The organism is Nocardia spongicola, assembly GCF_047200775.1.
Taxonomy (GTDB): Bacteria; Actinomycetota; Actinomycetes; order Mycobacteriales; family Mycobacteriaceae; genus Nocardia.
The window spans coordinates 426444-444244 of the sequence record NZ_JBJZOO010000004.1 but is presented as its reverse complement, the minus strand read 5'-3'; the positions used below and the strand labels follow the sequence as shown (position 1 = coordinate 444244).

Genomic DNA, 17801 nt, shown 5'->3' with positions numbered 1-17801 from the left:
TGTTGGGGGCCTTCGGCATTTCCTATCCGGATACGGTAGCTCGGCATATAAGCCCCCCGCAGCGCAGAATCGTCGATATGAAGGTGGAGATTCTGTATTTCGACGGGTGCCCGAACTGGCGGGAGGCGGCCGACCGTGTCCGAGCGGCGGTAACTGCGATCGGGCGTACTGATATCGAGATCGGATACCAACGGATCGCTTCGGACGCAGAGGCAGCCGCGGCACCGTTCGCGGGCTCACCGACGATCCTCGTCGACGGTGTCGACGCATTCGACGATGCGGAGCCGGTGACCCAGCTCGCGTGCCGCGTCTACCCGACCGAGGCCAGGTTAGCCGGGTTGCCGAGCATCGAACAGTTGACCGAGGCACTGCGGGCGCGAAGCTAGGCGGCGCTCCCGACTCAGTCCCGCAGCCATCATCCCACTCCGCTCGATCGAGTATCGGATGGTGCGATGGGTTGGTGGCAGCGGATGCCGGGCTCTCACCTACAGTGCTTGGGTGCGCCTTGTGATTGCTCGCTGTCAGGTCGATTATGTAGGGCGGCTCACCGCCCACCTTCCGATGGCTCGCCGGTTGTTGCTGATCAAAGCGGACGGTTCGGTGCTCGTGCATTCCGATGGCGGCTCGTATAAGCCGCTGAACTGGATGAGCCCGCCGTGTTGGTTGGCGGAGCGCAACGGTGATGCACAGCTCCCGGAGGGTGCGGAGGCACTATGGGTTGTCACCAATAAAGCGGGAGAGGAGCTCCGCATCACCATCGAGGACGTCGAGCACGACTCCTCGCATGAACTCGGGGTAGACCCCGGTCTGGTGAAGGACGGGGTGGAGGCTCATCTTCAGGAGCTGCTCGCCGAGCATGTGCAGACCCTCGGCGCGGGCTACACGCTCATCCGCCGTGAGTACATGACCGCGATCGGCCCGGTCGACTTACTGTGCCGGGACGCTGATGGTGGCACTGTGGCCGTCGAGATCAAGCGACGCGGCGAGATCGACGGCGTCGAACAGCTCACTCGGTATCTCGAGCTGCTCAACCGCGATCCGTTGCTGGCTCCGGTCGCGGGTGTCTTCGCCGCTCAGCAGATCAAACCACAAGCTCGTACGCTCGCCGAAGATCGCGGTATCCGCTGCCTCACGCTCGATTACGACGCACTCCGCGGTACGGAGAGCAACGAGTTCCGCTTGTTCTGAATCCTCGGGGGGAGTGGGGGCGGTGCATGGGCAAGTAATAGGCTGAGCGCCATGCCCCGCCGGAAACCACGTTCGGACCGCCATGTCGGTCGTGCGCGGTCCGGTGGCGCTCCACTCCGGGATGTGTTCGGACGGAGTGAGCCAGGGCCGGACGGTGACGAAATGTACGCGGTCCGTACGATCCCGGCTGCTCGTGCGACCAAGACCTATCGCTGCCCCGGTTGCGACCATGCGATCGGGCCTGGGGTCGCGCATATCGTCGCGTGGCCTAGTTACGCGGGTGAGGCCGATCGCAGGCACTGGCATCGTGGCTGCTGGAACGGACGCCTGACGCGCAAGGTCACTCGGCGCTGGTCTTGAGGTCGGCGTCTACGCCAACGGACCGGCCGGTGGTGCGGACAGGTCGGGACTCGGGGTGCGTGAGCATTGGATTGCTATCCGGGGGTGCGTGTTCGATCGGCGCCGGGCGGATTCGTTCGCTCACACGGTGTGCGTGCCCAGTACGCGATCGAGGAGATGTTCGACGAGTTCGACTGCTGAGTGGGCGGTGGTGTACCCCTGGAGCATGCCTTGTGCGAGTCCACCGATTGCCATGGTGATGAGCTCGGCGTCGAGGTCTGGGTCGCTTCGGTCTGTCGCTGCGCGGAGGTGACGAGCTCGTCGGAGTTGGTCGGCGACGATCGCGACCAACGCGCGTGGCGCCGCGAAGGTTTCTTCCGCCGTGATGCCCTGGCCGGTGATCGCCGCCCAGCCGAAAGCACCGAGCACGATGGCTTCCTCCCGGCGTCGGTCGTCCAGCGGGAGCAGTTCGGTCAGGATCGCGCGGATCGCTTCGCGGGGTGTGGCGTCTTCGCCCAGCGCGCTCCACCGTTGCATGAAACGGGCGCCGGCGTCCTGCATCACCGATCGGTGGGTCGCCAGCAGGAAGTCTTTCTTGGTTCCGAAGTAATACTGCACCAGCCGTACGGAGACCCCGGCCTCGGCGGAGACCGTTTGGAAGGTCACGGCTTCCAGCCCGCCGCGGACGATAACTCGCCGCACGGCATCGGTGATCTGCCGTCGCCGCACTTCATGATCGACCACTCGTGGCACGAGCCCGCTGCCTTCCTTTCCCATCGAAGGTCCATCAGCCTAGCTGGTACGTATGTACCGCAGAATTGATATGTTCATACCATAAACATGGTACGGTCATATCGTAAAACCTGGTACGTGCATATCAGTAAAACTGGCGAAGGGGCGGCTCATGCCGAAGATCGGGCGATTCACCAGCGACGAAGCGAGGGATACCTTTCTGCGGGCCTACGATGTCTTGGCGGCACAGTGGCCGGTACCTTCGACCCAGCGCGTTGTCGAAACCTCTTTCGGGACAACACCGGTACGCGCATCGGGAACAGGGGATGGTGCGCCGATCCTGTTACTGCCGGGCGTATCCGGCAACGGTCAGGTGTGGCTCCGGTTCATCGAGGATCTCGCGCGCGACCGCGTGGTGTATACGCCGGACATCATGGGGTGGCCGGGTCGCTGTACCCAGACCGCACCCATGCGCGACGGGGCGGATGTGGTGAAGTGGTTGATCGAGGTGCTCGATGGGCTCGGTGTGGATCGGGTCCATCTGGCCGGAAACTCCGCCGGCTCGTGGATCGCTATTCTGGTCGCCGCATCGCACTCCGAACGTCTGGCGAGCTTGACCATGTTCGAACCGGGCGCGGGCACCTTCGTCAAGCCGCGGTGGAGTGTGCTGCTCAAACTCCTGCTCGCGGGCATGCGGCCGACTCCTGAACGGATGCGCAAGCTCAACAAGTGGCTCAATCCCGGTACCGAGCTCACTGATCAGGAGTTCGCCATGGTCATGGCCGCCCTGAAGTTCCGGACGGGTATGCCATGGGAGCAACCGCTCACCGACGAGCAGTTGGCCGCCATTACCGCGCCGATGCTGGTGCTCTTCGGTGCCGAGACAGTAGCCAATGATCCCGGGCTCGTCTCTGCCCGGATCTGGAAGTACATTCCAGCGGCGGATATCGAGATCTACCCTGGTATCGGGCACGATGTGCTCTGGGCGAATCCGGATCAGGCGATTCCGCGTTTCCTCGACTTCATCGGCAACCACGATCAGGTCCGAATCTGAACCGATCGACAGCAGATCGGCCGGATGACATTCGGCGGCTTGTCGAGATGCCTGCCGATCTGGTCGGGGGATTCATCGGTCGCTGCCAGGAAATGGTGCGGATATCACTATTCCGGCCTACCGTTGCCGGCGGTATGCTCGGCGGTATGCCTGGACGGAAGACGTCGGTGTCGTTCAATGACGAGACCCTGGAAATCCTCGCCCGCCGGGCGCAGGAGGACGGTCTCGACCGGTCGGCATATCTGGCCGGGCTGGTTCACCGCGACGATCTGCGCCGGCGTATCGCCGCCGACAGTGCGACATTGAACGCGGCCGGGTACACCCCGGACCGCGCGACCGTGGTGACCGCCGATCTCATTGCGCAGCGGCACCCGGCCGGCTGATGCCGGCTCCCCGGTTCGGCGAGGTTTGGCATGCCCCGTCGGGATCTGTCCTGCCCGGTGGGATGCTGTGCTTGATCGTGAGCTCTGATGACTACAACCGGATCCGGCGCCAGTACATCATCGTCGAGGTGGTCTCCGATCCGATGTCAGGTGATGCCATCATCTGCGATCTCGGCCCGGTGGGTGTCGCGCTTACCGGTGCGCCGTTCACCGTCGGGCCGGGCTGGTTCACTGACGCGGACGGACCCATCGCGATAGTGGACGAAAACACCGCGCGCCGCGCCGCGGACCATATCCGAGCGATCCTCGGCCCCTGATCGCTTACGACCGCGATCACGTGCATCCTGTGGGTTGGCCCGGTGGCCCCGGGGTTGCCATTTCAGCACCGAAGGCCGCCCCGTACCGGGACGGCCTTCGGTAATTGATGCAGTCGTCGTTGGACTGGGCTCAGTTGCTGACGTCGGCGTTCTCGCGGTCTTCCGAGTCGGCGTCGTTATCCGCATCGGTGGTCTCGGAGATGGCCTTCTGGCGTGAGTCGGTGACCGACTTGGCATTGCCGCCGATCGACTTGCGCGTATCGGGAACGCCGTCCAGCAATTCGCTCTCCCGGTTGACCGCGGCGAGCATCGCGGGCACCGAATCGAGCTGGCCGCGGATGCCGAGCAGCTGGGCGAGCACGCGACCACGCAGTACGCGCATCTCCTCGGCCAGTTCCTTCGCATGCGCGATCTTGCGCTCGGAGGTCTGGGTGGCGGAGGTGATGAGACGGTTGGCCTCGTCGGTCGCGTCCTTGATCCGCTGGGCGGCTTCGGCGCGGCTGGTGGCCTCCAGCTCTTCCATCGCACGGGTGAGCTTGGTGCGACGCTCGGCCATGGTGGCCTCGAAGTCCTGCTGAGCGGCCTTACGCTTCGCCTCGGCTTCCTTGGCGATACGCTCGGCCTCGGCCTGGGCGGCCTCGATGATCTTCGTGGACTCGGCGCGCGCGTTCGCGAGAGTCTGCTCGAATTCGACCTCGAGCGCCTCGCGCTTCTCTTTCGTCTCCGCGAGCAGCGACTCGTACTTGCCGCGCATCTCGGTGGCCTGCTGCTCGGCGATCGACACCATTTCCGCTGCTTCGGCCTGCGCGAGGGCGCGCACCTCGGACGCCTCGTCCGAGGCCAGGCGAAGCATGCGAGAGATGCGGTCGGACATGCCTTCGGCAGTGGTCGGCGGTACCGAGAGTCGGTCGACCTCCTTGCGGAGTTCGTCGATCTCGTCGCGCGCGTCTTCCAGCTGGCTCGCGAGGTTACGTGCCTGTGCCGCAGCGGCATCGCGGTCGGTAGCGGTGACTCTCAGTTCCGCGTCGAAGCGGTCGAAGTAGTTACGCACCTCATCTTGCGCATAACCCTTGCGCACAACGGTGAAGGGCAGCGCAACGAAGCGGTTGCGATCGGACTCGGGTGACGACATGGCACACAAACTACAGCCTGCGGACAATCGATGGTGACTCGACCGCGAATGTCATTCCACCGCGTTACCTCGACTCGATTTCGATACTAGTCGGTAACATTGGGGCCTGGTTCGACCAATTCGATCAGCACACCACCAGCATCCTTCGGGTGGATGAAATTGATGCGGGAATCGGCCGTTCCATGCCGAGGGGCCTCGTACAGCAAACGCAACCCTTTGGTACGCAGATAGGCGGATACGGCATCGATATCGGTGACGCGGCAGGCCAGTTGCTGCAGGCCGGGCCCGCTGCGGTCGATGAACTTCGCGATAGTCGACTCCGCGTTGAGTGGAGCCAGCAACTGCAGGGCGGTGGCGCGGTCCGGCGCATTCGGTAGCGACAGCATCGCCTCGTGCACTCCTTGATCCTCGTTGATCTCGCGATGAGTCTCGATCATGCCGAGGCTTTCGGCGTACCAGGCGACCGCGGCGTCCAGATCGGGCACTGCTATCCCCACGTGGTCGATCGCGGTCACATAGTCGGCGGGAAGGAAGGCCGATGGATCTGTCACTGTGCTCACAGGTCGAACCTAGCGCGGCCTGACCCCTGAAGCCTAGACCGGACCGGTTACCGTTGAGTAGAACACCTGTTGTCGCGCCGCCCGGGGCAGCGCGGGCAGGTCCGATCTATGAATGCGAGGCTCGTCGTGACCACTTCCGTGATCGTCTCCGGTGCGCGCACCCCGGTCGGCAGACTGCTCGGGGGGCTGAAGGACTTCAGCGGTTCCGATCTGGGTGGTTTTGCCATCAAGGCGGCGCTGGAGAAGGGCGGCGTCGATCCGAGTCGGGTCGACTACGTGATCATGGGGCAGGTGCTCACCGCAGGCGCGGGGCAGATCCCGGCCAGGCAGGCGGCTGTCGCCGCGGGTATTCCGATGGATGTGCCCGCGCTGACACTGAACAAGGTGTGTTTGTCCGGTATCAATGCGATCGCCCTCGCCGACCAGCTGATCCGGGCGGGTGAGTACGAGATCGTTGTCGCGGGCGGTCAGGAATCCATGAGCCGGGCACCGCATCTGCTGGAAAAGAGCAGGGAGGGCTTCAAGTACGGCGATGTGACGCTGCGCGACCACATGGCCTACGACGGGCTGCACGATATCTTCACCGATCAGGCGATGGGTGCGCTTACCGAGCAGCGCAACCAGACCGACGAGATCAGCAGGGCGGACCAGGACGCTTTTGCGGCGGCTTCACACCAGCGTGCGGCAGCGGCCTGGAAGAACGGCGTGTTCGAGGACGAGGTGGTCCCGGTCGCGGTGCCGCAGCGTAAGGGTGATCCGGTGCTGGTGACCGCCGACGAGGGGATCCGGGCGGATACCACGGCCGAATCGCTGGCCAAGCTGCGTCCGGCGTTCAGCAAGGAGGGCACCATCACCGCGGGTACCGCCTCGCAGATCTCCGATGGCGCGGCTGCCGTTGTGGTGATGAGTAAGGAGAAAGCGGAGTCGCTCGGGCTGAGCTGGATCGCCGAGATCGGCGCCGCGGGGGTTGTCGCGGGTCCTGACTCGACACTGCAGGATCAGCCGGCCAATGCGATCGTCAAAGCCTGTGCGCGGGAAGGTATCTCACCGGCGGATCTGGACTTGGTCGAGATCAATGAGGCATTCGCGGCGGTCGGGGTGGCTTCCACGCGCAAGCTGGGTATCGACCCGGCGAAGGTGAACGTCAATGGTGGCGCCATCGCGATCGGTCATCCACTGGGTATGTCCGGTGCCCGGATTCTGCTGCATCTGGTGTTGGAGCTGAAGCGCCGTGGCGGTGGAGTCGGCGCGGCGGCGCTCTGCGGTGGCGGTGGCCAGGGCGACGCGCTCATCGTCCGGGTCTGATCGCGAAGGTACCCGGCAGCGAATCAGCAGCCGATGACCGCCTTGACCAGGGGTGGCCATCGGCCGCTTTCGTCTGTGGTCCGCACTGTGACCGGTTCGTCTACGACGGCATGTAGTTCATCCTGCAGAATGGTGCGCATGGGCAATGTCTTCGACCTCAGTACAGTGGCCAAACGGTTTCGCTTTCTCGCGGTGCTAGAGGCGGTCACCTGGTTTCTGCTGATCATCGGCATGGTGTACAAGCGGCTCCCTGAACCGGTGCTGTGGCCGGTCAAGGTATTCGGTATGGCGCACGGCATCGTCTTCGTCCTGTTCGTGCTCGCCGTGCTGGTGACCGCACGCGAACTGAGCTGGAGTGCCAAGACCACCATCCTGGCCTTGCTGTCCAGCCTTCCGCCGTTCTGCGGGGTGCTGTTCGAGATCTGGGCGGCACGTACGGGTCAGCTGGGTGAGCTGAGCAACAACAGGTCGGCCGAGTCCGAAGCACCCGCATCCGTGATGTCGTGACAAGCCATGTCATGACAAACTAGGAGCCGTGAATCGACCAGCCGCACGCCGTCCTTCGCCCGCTGTCGCCGCCGCCATGTCCGGTGCGGTCGATCTGTCCAGCCTGAAACAGCCCGCAGGGGGCGCTGCCGGTGCGACCGGTGGCGACTACGGGGTATCCGAGGCCGATTTCGAGACCAAGGTGTTGCGGCGCTCGATGCAGGTGCCCGTGGTTGTCGTGCTGTATTCACAGCGCAGCCCTGGCAGCGTCGAATTGGTTCGGACGCTGGAGCGCCTGGTGGCCGCCGATGGCGGCACCTGGGACCTGGCCACCGTGGAGGCCGAGGCCAATATGCGTATCGCTCAGGCGCTGCGCGTACAAGGCATTCCGACCGTGATCGCGATCGCGGCCGGACAACCGCTGGCCGACTTCGAGGGCGCGCAGCCGGAGCCGCAGGTACGGCAATGGCTGAACGCGGTGATCGAGGCCGTGGCAGGGAAGCTGGAAGGTGAAGGCCAGCCGGAAGAGCCTGCCGCGGATCCGCGTTTCGCGGCCGCGGAGGCGGCACTGGACCAGGGTGATCTGGCCGGGGCCGAAGCGGTTTACCAGGATATTCTCGCGGCCGAACCGGCGAATGAGGAGGCCAAGGGCGCGCTGCGTCAGTTGCGGTTCCTCGCCAGGGCGCAGGAGCTTCCCGAATCGGCTATCGAGACCGCGGACGCCGACCCGGCGAATGTCGACGCCGCGATCGCCGCCGCCGACCTCGAACTGTTCCAGCAGCGTCCAGAAGCGGCTTTCGACCGGCTGATCGCTGTGGTCAAGCGCACCTCGGGTGAGGAGCGCACCACGGCGCGGACCCGGCTGTTGGAACTGTTCGAGTTGTTCGACCAGGCCGAGCCGTTCGTCATCGCCGCCCGGCGCAAACTGGCCGCCGCGTTGTACTGAGCGGCATCGCACTCTGCCGCCCGGCCGGGTTCGACACCGAGCTGCTCTGTGTGCTGCGCGGTTCTCGAACCGGGCCTGCGGCTGGGTGCGGCGCGGGCCGGGTGGTTACTTCCTCGCGGTCATGCGGGGCGCAACCAGAGTGCGCCGTTCGGTGCGAGCCGCACCGTGGCGGACGCCGGACGGCCGTGCCATGGCTCGTCCGTGGCCACCACCTCGCCCAGATTGCCGATACCGGAGCCGCCGTAGCCTGCCGCATCGGTGTTGAGGATCTCCAGCCAGCGTCCGGTGTGGGGAAGGCCGATGCGGTACGCGCCGTGCATCGAGCCGGAGAAGTTGTAGACGCACGCGACTACGGAGCCATCCGCACCGTGGCGCAGGAAAGCCAGCACGTTGTTGGTCCGGTCGTTCGCTTCGATCCACGCATAACCACCGGGCGCGGTGTCCTGGCTCCACAGCGCGGGGTGCGCCAGGTAGACCGCGTTCAGGTCCCGGACCAGCGCCGCGATGCCCTGGTGCAGTGGATTGTCCAGCTCCTGCCAGTCCAGGCCGCGGTCATGCGACCACTCCCGGAATTGGCCGAAGTCCTGGCCCATGAACAGCAGTTGCTTACCTGGATGAGCCCACATATAGGCCAGCAGCGCCCGCACCCCACCTGCCTTGGCGAAATCATCACCCGGCATCCTGGTCCACAGTGTGCCCTTACCGTGCACCACTTCGTCATGGCTGATCGGCAGCAGATAGTTCTCGCTCCAGGCATACATCAACGAGAAGGTGATCTCATTGTGATGCCAGGTACGGTGCACCGGGTCGCGACCGAGGAACCCGAGGGTGTCGTGCATCCAGCCCATATTCCATTTCATGGTGAAGCCGAGCCCGCCGACATCGGTGCCGCGGGTGACGCCGGGCCAGGTGGTGGACTCCTCGGCGATGGTGACCACACCCGGATGCTTGCGGTGCACCGTGTCGTTGAGCTCTTGCAGGAAGCCGACGGCTTCCAGATTCTCTCTGCCGCCGTGCACATTGGGCTCCCACTCGCCTTCGGCACGCGAATAGTCCAGGTAGAGCATGGAGGCGACCGCGTCGACCCGCAGCCCGTCGATATGGAATTCCTCGATCCAATAGTTCGCGTTGGCGACGAGGAAGTTGCGCACCTCGTGCCTGCCGAAATCGAAAATGTAGGTGCCCCAGTCGCGTTGTTCGCCGCGCCGGGGATCGGCGTGCTCGTAGAGCGGGGTACCGTCGAATCGGGCCAGCGCCCATTCATCGCGGGGGAAATGGGCGGGGACCCAGTCCAGCAGTACACCGATGCCCGCCGCGTGCATCCGGTCGACGAAGGCGCGGAAGTCGTCCGGGGAGCCGAACCGTGCGCTCGGTGCGTAGTAGGAGGTGACCTGATAGCCCCAGGAGCCACCGAACGGATGTTCGGCGATGGGTAGTAACTCGATATGGGTGAATCCGGCTTCCCGGACGTATTCGGCCAGCTGGTCGGCCAGGTCGCGGTAGCAGAGGCCGGTTCGCCACGAGCCGAGGTGCACCTCGTAGATGCTCATCGGCGCGCGGGTCGGGTCGGTGGCCGCGCGTTGCGCCAGCCAGGTGTGATCGCTCCACCGGTAGTGGCTTTCGGTGACCACCGATGCCGTCGCCGGGGGATGCTCGGTGGCGAAGGCCAGCGGGTCGGCGTGATCGGTAGTTCGCCCATCGGCGCCGTGCACACGGTATTTGTATTTGGCACCGGGCCCGATGTCCGGGATGAAGACTTCCCAGATCCCTGATGATCCGAGTGAGCGCATCGGCGCGGTGTTACCACTCCAGCCGTCGAAGTCGCCGATGACGGTGATACCGCGCGCATTAGGCGCCCACACCGCGAACGCCGTGCCCTCGACCTCACCATCGAGGGTGGTGTAGCGGCGCGGGTGCGCGCCGAGAACTTCCCAGAGGCGCTCATGCCTGCCTTCCCCGATGAGATGCAGGTCGAGGTCTCCGAGTGTGGGCAGGAAGCGGTAGCCGTCGGCGCTGATGATTGTCCGGCTACCCGGATACGTCGTCACGACGCGGTAGTCCATGAGCTCCTGGTAGGGCAGCACGGCGGCGAATACCCCATGGTCGAGCGAATCCAGCGCGTGATCGGTACCGCCGACACGCACCGATACCGCCTCGGCGTGTGGGCGCAGTACGCGCACCACGGTGCCACCGGGAGCCGGATGCGCACCGAGTACGGTGTGCGGATCGGCATGGGTGCCAGCTGCCAGCAGCATGAGATCGCGACGCCGCATCACAGCGTCCTGCGGTACGCGAGCTCGGTACGGGCCTGCTGGGACACCGGAGGCAGGGTGATGATGTGCGCGACCGCGCGCGCCGGATCCAAACGCACGTAATTGGTTTGCGCCCAGTGGTATTCCTCACCGCTGACCTCGTCGTACACCACCGGATGGTCGTGCCACTCCAAGCCGATCGCGGGCAGGTCGAGCGAGAGCATGCCCCACTCCGCGCCGAACGGATTCAGATTGACCACGACCAGAACCGCGTCTCCACCGGCAGGATCGATTTTGGAGTACGCAAGCAGTGCGTCATTGTCCACATGGTGGAAGTGCAGGCAGCGCAACTGCTGCAGGGCGGGGTGCGCTCGCCGGATTTCGTTGAGCCGGGTGAGCCACGGCTCCAGCGATTCGCCGCGGGCGAGCGCTTCGGCGAACGGACGCGGGCGTAGCTCGTATTTCTCCGAATCGAGGTACTCCTCGCTGCCTGGACGCACTGCCTGATGTTCGAACAGTTCGAAGCCGGAGTAGACGCCCCAGGTCGGGGCGAGAGTGGCGGCCAGAACCGCACGGATGGCGAACATGCCAGGCCCGCCGTGCTGGAGGCTCTCGTGCAAGATATCCGGAGTGTTCACGAACAGGTTGGGACGGGCCTCATCGGCCTTGGCGGCCAGCTCGTTGCCGAACTCGGTCAGTTCCCATTTGGTCACCCGCCAGGTGAAGTACGTGTAGGACTGGCTGAAACCTCGCCGAGCCAGACCGTAGAGCCGGGCCGGGCGGGTGAATGCCTCGGATAGGAAGATCACATCCGGGTCGGTGCGGTGCACATTCGCGATCAGCCATTCCCACAGGTCCGCCGGTTTGGTGTGGGGGTTGTCGACCCGGAAGACTTTGACACCCAAGCTGATCCAGTGCCGGACTATGCGCAGCACCTCGCGATAGATGCCGTGGCGGTCGTTGTCGAAATCGACAGGATAGATGTCCTGGTATTTCTTCGGCGGGTTCTCGGCGTAGGCGATGGTGCCATCCGGCAGGGTGGTGAACCATTCGGGATGTGCACGCACCCAGGGATGGTCCGGCGCGCATTGCAATGCGAGATCGAGCGCGACCTCGAGGCCGAGTCGCGTTGCCTCCGCGACGAAATCCACGAAATCGGCTTCGGTACCGAGATCGGGGTGCACGGCATCGTGACCACCGTGCGCCGAACCGATCGCCCACGGTGAGCCGATATCGCCAGGCTCCGCGATGAGGGAGTTGTTACGGCCTTTGCGGTTCACTTCGCCGATCGGATGGATCGGTGGCAGGTACACCACATCGAAGCCCATGGCGGCAATGCGCGAGAGTGCCTCGGCCGCGGTCGCGAAGGTGCCGTGGATCGGGGTACCTGTGGCGTCGCGGCCACCGGTGGAACGGGGGAAGAACTCGTACCACGAGCCATAGAGCGCGCGTTGCCGCTCGACCAGCACAGTGCGCTGCGGGCCCCTGGTGACCAGGTCACGCACGGGGGTGGCGCGCAGAATCTCGGCGATCTCTTCGGAGAAGGCCGAGGCCATCCTGGCGGGTAGTTGTTCGGTGCCGCGCAGTGCCGCCGCGACCGCGCGTAAGCGCTCGGGTTGTCCCTTCGGCGCGGCCCGCGCCGCGCGCTCGAACAATTGGGCGCCCAGCTCCAAGTCGTTGGCCAGATCGGCGGCGCTCTGCCCGACGGCCAGCTTCGCTTCGATCGCCGAACGCCAGGTGGTGAGCGGATCGCCCCAGCCTTCGATGCGGTAGGTCCACCTACCCGGTGTATTCGGGGTGAATACGGCGTTGAACACGTCGGGCTCGTAGTCCGGTGTCATCCGGATCCGAATCGGCCGGGACGCGCCGGGAGCACGGACGACCAACGTGGCGGCGACGGCTTGGTGTCCTTCTCGCCATACCACGGTTCGCACCGGGAAAACTTCGCCGATTACGGCCTTGGCAGGCCTGTCGCCTGCGATGGATGGGGCAGTGTCATCGATAGCGATGCGGCCGGTCACGGTGACCAACCTACCGTTAGCCGACGGTAGGGGCCTGCTCAATGATCGTCCGACGGATTACCCGAATCGGTGCGCAGCCGCTGAGCAGGGATGCCGGGTCGACGTGCCTCGGCGGTGTGGCCCAGGTCGAGGGTGGGCCACGTCGAAGGGCCGGTTTCGTTTCGTCGGTCCAGTGTGTGTCCATCGCGGACCGCGTAGTGCTCCACTGTGTATTCCCTGGTGTGGTCCACAGCGGGTAATCTGGCGAAATCCGCTGGTAGAAGGGGGATTGTGGAAGTTGCATCGCCCGGCGGACCCGGGGCGGACAGTGTAGGTTTCTGAGCATGAAGGCATTGCGTCGCTTCACCGTCCGTGCTCATCTGCCCGAGCGCCTGGCGGCCCTGGGGGAGCTCGCTACGAATCTGCGGTGGTCATGGCATCCGCCGACCCAGGACCTGTTCGCCGAGCTCGATCCGCAGCGATGGCAGGACATGGGGCACGATCCGGTTCGGTTGCTGGGTGAGGTGCCTGCGGCGCGGCTGGATGAGCTCGCCGCCGACCCCGATTATGTCGCCCGCGTCGACTCTGTGGCCGCGGATCTGCGTGACTACTTGGCGGCGCCGGGGTGGTTCCAGCGCCGGTCGGGCGAAGAGGGGGTGCGTGGTATCGCCTATTTCTCGATGGAATTCGGTGTTACCGAGGCCCTGCCGAATTACTCGGGTGGGTTGGGCATTCTGGCCGGTGACCATTTGAAGGCGGCATCCGATCTCGGGTTGCCGCTGATCGGTGTCGGGCTGCTGTACCGTTCGGGCTACTTCCGGCAGTCGTTGTCGGCGGACGGTTGGCAGGCCGAGCACTATCCGGCGCTGGATCCGCAGGGGCTTCCGTTGCGGGCGCTCACCTCCGATGGGTCGCCGGTACTCGTCCACGTGGCCATGCCAGAGGGCAGGGTACTGCGCGCGCGGGTATGGATCGCGCAGGTAGGCCGGGTTCCGCTGCTGCTGCTCGACTCCGATATCACCGAGAACGATCCGGAACTGCGTGCCGTTACCGATCGTCTCTACGGTGGCGATCAGGAGCACCGGATCCGGCAGGAGATCCTGGCGGGCATCGGCGGCGTACGCGCGGTGCGCGCGTATACGGCGGCGGCCGGGCTCCCCGATCCCGACGTTTTCCATATGAACGAAGGTCACGCGGGTTTTCTCGGGGTGGAGCGTATCCGGGAATTCGTCGCGGCGGGAAACGATTTCGATTCCGCGCTCGCCACGGTGCGGGCTGGGACGGTGTTCACCACGCACACCCCGGTTCCCGCGGGTATCGACCGGTTCCCCATGCCGATGGTGCGCCGGTATTTCGGCGGTGCGCACGGACACTCCGACTCGGTCCTGTTGCCCGGCCTGTCGGTGGACCGGATCGTGGCGCTGGGACGGGAAGCCGACCCGTCGGTGTTCAATATGGCGCATATGGGCTTGCGGCTGGCACAACGGGCCAATGGCGTCTCCACGTTGCACGGTGCGGTGAGCCGGACCATGTTCGCCTCGTTGTGGCCGGGGTTCGATCCCGCGGAGGTGCCGATCGGGTCGATCACCAATGGCGTACACGCCAATACCTGGGCTGCGCGGGAATGGGTCGACAAGGCACGGGAGCACATCGGTACCGAGCTGGTGGAGGAGGCGCGCGGCTGGGAACGGCTGAACGAGGTGGATCTGACCGAGCTGTGGTCGACCCGCAATACCCTGCGCGGCTTGTTGGTCGAGGAGGTACGCCGCCGGTTGCGCGCCTCCTGGCTGGAGCGTGGCGCCGCGGAAGCCGAACTCGGCTGGGTGGACGATGTCTTCGACCCGGAGGTGCTGACCATCGGGTTCGCCCGCCGGGTGCCGACCTATAAGCGGCTCACCCTTATGCTGCGCGATCCGCAGCGCCTGCGCGCGCTGTTGCTGGATCCGGACCGGCCGCTGCAATTGGTTGTCGCGGGCAAGAGTCACCCGGCCGACGACGGCGGCAAGGCGCTCATCCAGCAGGTGGTCCGCTTCGCGGACGATCCAGAGGTGCGGCATCGGATCGTCTTCCTGCCCGACTACGACATGTCGATGGCCCGCTATCTGTACTGGGGCTGCGATGTCTGGCTGAACAACCCGCTGCGCCCGTTGGAGGCGTGTGGCACCTCCGGTATGAAATCCGCCCTCAACGGCGGGTTGAACCTGTCCATCCGGGACGGGTGGTGGGACGAGATGTACGACGGCGAGAACGGCTGGGCCATCCCGACGGCGGAGGGCGTCCGCGATGAGCAGCGCAGGGACGATCTGGAGGCGGCCGCGCTCTACGATCTGCTCGAGCGCACCGTCGCGCCGCGCTTCTACGATCGTGACGGATCGGGGATGCCGGTGCGCTGGGTGGAGATGGTCCGGCACACCTTGCAGACCTTGGGGCCGAAGGTGCTGGCCTCCCGGATGGTCCGCGACTACGCGGTGGAGTACTACGCGCCTGCCGCGGCGGCCTATCAGCAGGCCATCGGCGATGATTTCGCCGCGGCCAGGGCTATCGCAGCGTACCACCGCCGGGTGGAGTCGGCGTGGTCGTCGGTCAAGGTGCTCCAGGTGGACAATGCCGGATTGCCGGATACGCCGATTATCGGGGCGCGGCTGTCGCTCACCGCGCGCATCGGGCTCGGTGGGTTGAGCGTCTCGGACGTGGTGGTGCAGGCCGTGCTCGGCCGGGTATCGATGACCGACGATCTGTGCGAAACCACGACGGTACCGATGACCCACAGCGGGTCGGATTCCGGCGTCGAGGTGTTCACCGTCGATACCCCGCTTCCGCTGTCCGGTGAGGTCGGCTATACCGTGCGGGTACTCCCGCACCACGATCTGTTGGCCTCCGATGTGGAACTCGGCTTGGTCTCCGCGCCGAGGGCTTAGCAGGCGTGGCGCTGATCACGGCCCATTTAACATGGCGGTCACTGTCCAGTTAACTGGGTTGATGAGCGGTCGGCTACCGTGCCCTCACACGTCTGCATAGTTTCCGACTGGAGTCAGCCATGGTCACCGATGTACTCAACCGAACCCGTGTGCATTTCGACGGGTATTTCGGGGTCCGGTCCGCGGGCTCGACCGTCAAGCGGGAACTCATGGCGGGGACGGTCGTCTTCCTGGCCATGTCCTACATCCTCGCGGTGAACCCCGCGGTGCTCGGGGATCAGGGAGCGCTCGGCGATAAGGGCATCCCCATGCAGGCGGTGTTCACCGCGACCGCTGCCGCCTCGGTATTCGGCACGCTGGTCATGGGATTGTGGGCCCGTTATCCGATCGCGCTGGCGCCCGGTATGGGGCTCAATGCGTTCTTCGCGTTCTCGGTGGTCCTCGGCATGGGCATCCCGTGGGAGGTCGCCCTATCGGGGACGCTCCTGTCCGGCGTCATCTTTTTCGTGCTCGCGATCACCAAAGTGCGCGAACGTGTCCTCGATGCCATCCCCATGCAATTGAAGCTCGCCGTCGGCGCGGGCATCGGCTTGTTCGTGGCGTTCCTCGGCCTGCGGAACGCGGGGATCGTGGTCGGCAGCGAAGCGACGCTGGTCACTCTCGGCGATTTCACCAAGGGAACGACGCTGCTCGCACTGTTCGGGCTGCTGGTGACCGTGGTCTTCCTCGCGCTCGGCAAGCACGGCGCTGTGCTCTATGGCATTGTGCTCACCACGATCGTCGGCATCATCAGCGGCTTGGTCGACCTTCCCGACGGCGTAGTCGACGCACCGAGAGGGCTGGAGCAGACCTTCGGTCAGGCGATCACCCACCTGCCGGACGCATTCACCGGGCAGATGATTGTGGTGGTGTTGACCATGCTGTTCGTCGATTTCTTCGATACCTCGGGCACCTTGATCGGCGTATCGAATCAGGCCGGGCTGCTGGACGAGAACGGCAAACTGCCCCGCGCCGGACGCGCACTGGCGGCGGACTCGGTTGGCACCATGGCAGGCGCTGTCATCGGTACTTCGACCACCACCGCCTATGTGGAGTCGACCGCGGGTGTTTCCGCGGGCGGCCGCACCGGCCTGACCGCTGTCACCACCGCGGGTTGGTTCTTTCTCGCGATGTTCTGCTATCCGATCTTCGCGGTGATCGCGGGGGTTGGCGCGATCACCGCGCCCGCGCTGATCGTGGTCGGCATCCTGATGGCGCGTTCGCTCGGCGATATCGAGTGGAATCGGCTGGAATACGCGATTCCGGCGTTCCTCACCGTCGTGATGATGCCGCTGACCTACTCCATCGCCAACGGCCTGGCCATGGGAATGCTCTTCTTCCCGATCATCATGGCGGTCCGTGGCCGGATCAAGGAAGTCCACCCGGTGATGTGGGGGCTGCTGGTGATCTTCCTCGGTTACTTCTTCTTCCTCGCGGAGTAACACTCGCTCGATATCGGGGCTTCGACTGCGGTGCGATGGGTTGGGTGGCCGGGCGCTGCGTGGGAGAATACGGGCCGTATCCCGGCTCGGCCGCGGTAATGGTCAGGGCGGGGCAGATGGTGCGGGAACAACCAGAGCCAAGCGAAGGGGGTCGGAGTGACCAGCGAATCCGTAGTCGAACGTACCAGGGCGAATGCCGAGCTGGACGGCGTCGCCGCCGATATCGGTTTACTGATCGTCCGGGTGGTTTTCGGTGGATTGCTCGCCGCGCACGGCGCCCAGAAACTCTTCGGCTGGTGGGACGGGCCGGGCTGGCAGGAGAACGCCGACGGGTTCGAGCAGATGGGCTACAACCCGGGTGAGGTGTTCGGGACGCTGGCGGGCCTGACCGAGCTCGGTGGCGGGCTGTTGCTTCTGCTGGGTCTGTTGACGCCGCTCGCGGGGGCCATTGTGCTCGGCACCATGATCAACGCGATCAACGCGATATGGAGTGGCGGGCTGCTCGGCGGTTACGAGATGGGCTTGATGTTCGCGGTGGTCGGTGCGGCGTTTCCCTTCATCGGGCCCGGTAGGTTCGCGCTGGATGCCGGGCGTCCATGGGGACGCCACGGTTTCGTCTGGGGGATGGGCGCGCTACTGCTCGCGGTAGTCACCGGCGTGCTCACACTGGCCCTGAAGTGGACTTTGTGACCTCTCTCCGTCGGAGGC

18 protein-coding genes are annotated in these 17801 nt (G+C 65.2%); 12 read left to right on the top strand and 6 right to left on the bottom strand.

The window, feature by feature from the left end:
• The 3 genes from ACL02S_RS12135 to ACL02S_RS12125 form a co-directional block, all read left to right on the top strand.
• Nucleotides 1-386 (top strand): hypothetical protein (locus ACL02S_RS12135; protein WP_412802464.1); only part of this gene is annotated, 386 nt, incomplete at its 5' end.
• A 112-nt stretch (nucleotides 387-498) separates the two neighbouring features.
• Nucleotides 499-1188, top strand: coding sequence for an endonuclease NucS (nucS, locus tag ACL02S_RS12130; protein ID WP_412802463.1), 690 nt, complete (start codon nucleotides 499-501; stop codon nucleotides 1186-1188).
• Nucleotides 1189-1239: 51 nt separating this feature from the next.
• Nucleotides 1240-1548 carry an Rv1322 family protein gene (locus ACL02S_RS12125; RefSeq protein ID WP_412802462.1) on the top strand — a complete coding sequence of 103 codons (309 nt, stop codon included), beginning with the start codon at nucleotides 1240-1242 and terminating at the stop codon, nucleotides 1546-1548.
• A 120-nt stretch (nucleotides 1549-1668) separates the two neighbouring features.
• Here ACL02S_RS12125 and ACL02S_RS12120 read toward each other — a convergent pair whose 3' ends face one another.
• A complete protein-coding gene (locus ACL02S_RS12120; RefSeq protein ID WP_412802461.1) occupies nucleotides 1669-2304 on the bottom strand; it encodes a TetR/AcrR family transcriptional regulator in 636 nt (211 codons plus the stop codon).
• 127 nt (nucleotides 2305-2431) lie between these two features.
• On the opposite strand from ACL02S_RS12120, the gene ACL02S_RS12115 reads away from it, so the two are divergent.
• From ACL02S_RS12115 to ACL02S_RS12105, 3 genes are all read left to right on the top strand, one after another.
• Nucleotides 2432-3313 (top strand): alpha/beta fold hydrolase, encoded by an 882-nt coding sequence (locus ACL02S_RS12115; RefSeq protein ID WP_412802460.1) that lies wholly within the window; start codon nucleotides 2432-2434, stop codon nucleotides 3311-3313.
• A 146-nt stretch (nucleotides 3314-3459) separates the two neighbouring features.
• Entirely contained in the window at nucleotides 3460-3696 is a 237-nt protein-coding gene (locus ACL02S_RS12110) for a hypothetical protein (protein ID WP_412802459.1), read from the top strand.
• A 77-nt stretch (nucleotides 3697-3773) separates the two neighbouring features.
• Nucleotides 3774-4013, top strand: coding sequence for a hypothetical protein (locus ACL02S_RS12105; protein ID WP_412802458.1), 240 nt, complete (start codon nucleotides 3774-3776; stop codon nucleotides 4011-4013).
• 130 nt (nucleotides 4014-4143) lie between these two features.
• On the opposite strand, the gene ACL02S_RS12100 is transcribed toward ACL02S_RS12105, so the two are convergent.
• Both ACL02S_RS12100 and mce read right to left on the bottom strand, forming a co-directional pair.
• The gene (locus ACL02S_RS12100) at nucleotides 4144-5145 is read right to left on the bottom strand and encodes a coiled-coil domain-containing protein (protein WP_412802457.1); all 1002 of its coding nucleotides are present in this window, start codon (nucleotides 5143-5145) and stop codon (nucleotides 4144-4146) included.
• A gap of 86 nt (nucleotides 5146-5231) precedes the next feature.
• A complete protein-coding gene (gene mce / locus ACL02S_RS12095) occupies nucleotides 5232-5705 on the bottom strand; it encodes a methylmalonyl-CoA epimerase (RefSeq protein ID WP_412802456.1) in 474 nt (157 codons plus the stop codon).
• 126 nt (nucleotides 5706-5831) lie between these two features.
• Between mce and ACL02S_RS12090 the strand changes: the two genes are divergently transcribed.
• The 3 genes from ACL02S_RS12090 (at nucleotide 5832) to ACL02S_RS12080 (ending at nucleotide 8442) form a co-directional block, all read left to right on the top strand.
• The gene (locus ACL02S_RS12090) at nucleotides 5832-7010 is read left to right on the top strand and encodes an acetyl-CoA C-acetyltransferase (protein ID WP_412802455.1); all 1179 of its coding nucleotides are present in this window, start codon (nucleotides 5832-5834) and stop codon (nucleotides 7008-7010) included.
• Between the two features lie 129 nt (nucleotides 7011-7139).
• Entirely contained in the window at nucleotides 7140-7517 is a 378-nt protein-coding gene (locus tag ACL02S_RS12085) for a DUF3817 domain-containing protein (RefSeq protein ID WP_412802454.1), read from the top strand.
• Between the two features lie 76 nt (nucleotides 7518-7593).
• The gene (locus tag ACL02S_RS12080) at nucleotides 7594-8442 is read left to right on the top strand and encodes a tetratricopeptide repeat protein (protein WP_412802487.1); all 849 of its coding nucleotides are present in this window, start codon (nucleotides 7594-7596) and stop codon (nucleotides 8440-8442) included.
• 119 nt (nucleotides 8443-8561) lie between these two features.
• Here ACL02S_RS12080 and glgB read toward each other — a convergent pair whose 3' ends face one another.
• Genes glgB through ACL02S_RS12065 form a run of 3 tightly spaced genes read right to left on the bottom strand, consistent with a single transcriptional unit; the run spans nucleotide 8562 to nucleotide 12945 of the window.
• A complete protein-coding gene (gene glgB / locus ACL02S_RS12075; protein WP_412802453.1) occupies nucleotides 8562-10715 on the bottom strand; it encodes a 1,4-alpha-glucan branching protein GlgB in 2154 nt (717 codons plus the stop codon).
• On the bottom strand, nucleotides 10715-12715 hold the full coding sequence (locus ACL02S_RS12070; protein WP_412802452.1) for an alpha-1,4-glucan--maltose-1-phosphate maltosyltransferase: 2001 nt from the start codon (nucleotides 12713-12715) through the stop codon (nucleotides 10715-10717). The genes glgB and ACL02S_RS12070 overlap by 1 nt, the downstream gene beginning before the upstream one ends.
• Before the next feature lie 38 nt (nucleotides 12716-12753).
• Nucleotides 12754-12945, bottom strand: a complete 192-nt coding sequence (locus tag ACL02S_RS12065) for a hypothetical protein (RefSeq protein WP_412802451.1) — start codon at nucleotides 12943-12945, stop codon at nucleotides 12754-12756.
• 93 nt (nucleotides 12946-13038) lie between these two features.
• Between ACL02S_RS12065 and glgP the strand changes: the two genes are divergently transcribed.
• From glgP to ACL02S_RS12050, 3 genes are all read left to right on the top strand, one after another.
• Nucleotides 13039-15612, top strand: coding sequence for an alpha-glucan family phosphorylase (gene glgP / locus ACL02S_RS12060; protein WP_412802450.1), 2574 nt, complete (start codon nucleotides 13039-13041; stop codon nucleotides 15610-15612).
• Nucleotides 15613-15731: 119 nt separating this feature from the next.
• The gene (locus ACL02S_RS12055) at nucleotides 15732-17093 is read left to right on the top strand and encodes an NCS2 family permease (RefSeq protein ID WP_412802449.1); all 1362 of its coding nucleotides are present in this window, start codon (nucleotides 15732-15734) and stop codon (nucleotides 17091-17093) included.
• A gap of 156 nt (nucleotides 17094-17249) precedes the next feature.
• Nucleotides 17250-17783, top strand: a complete 534-nt coding sequence (locus ACL02S_RS12050; RefSeq protein WP_412802448.1) for a DoxX family protein — start codon at nucleotides 17250-17252, stop codon at nucleotides 17781-17783.
• Nucleotides 17784-17801: the final 18 nt, after the last annotated feature.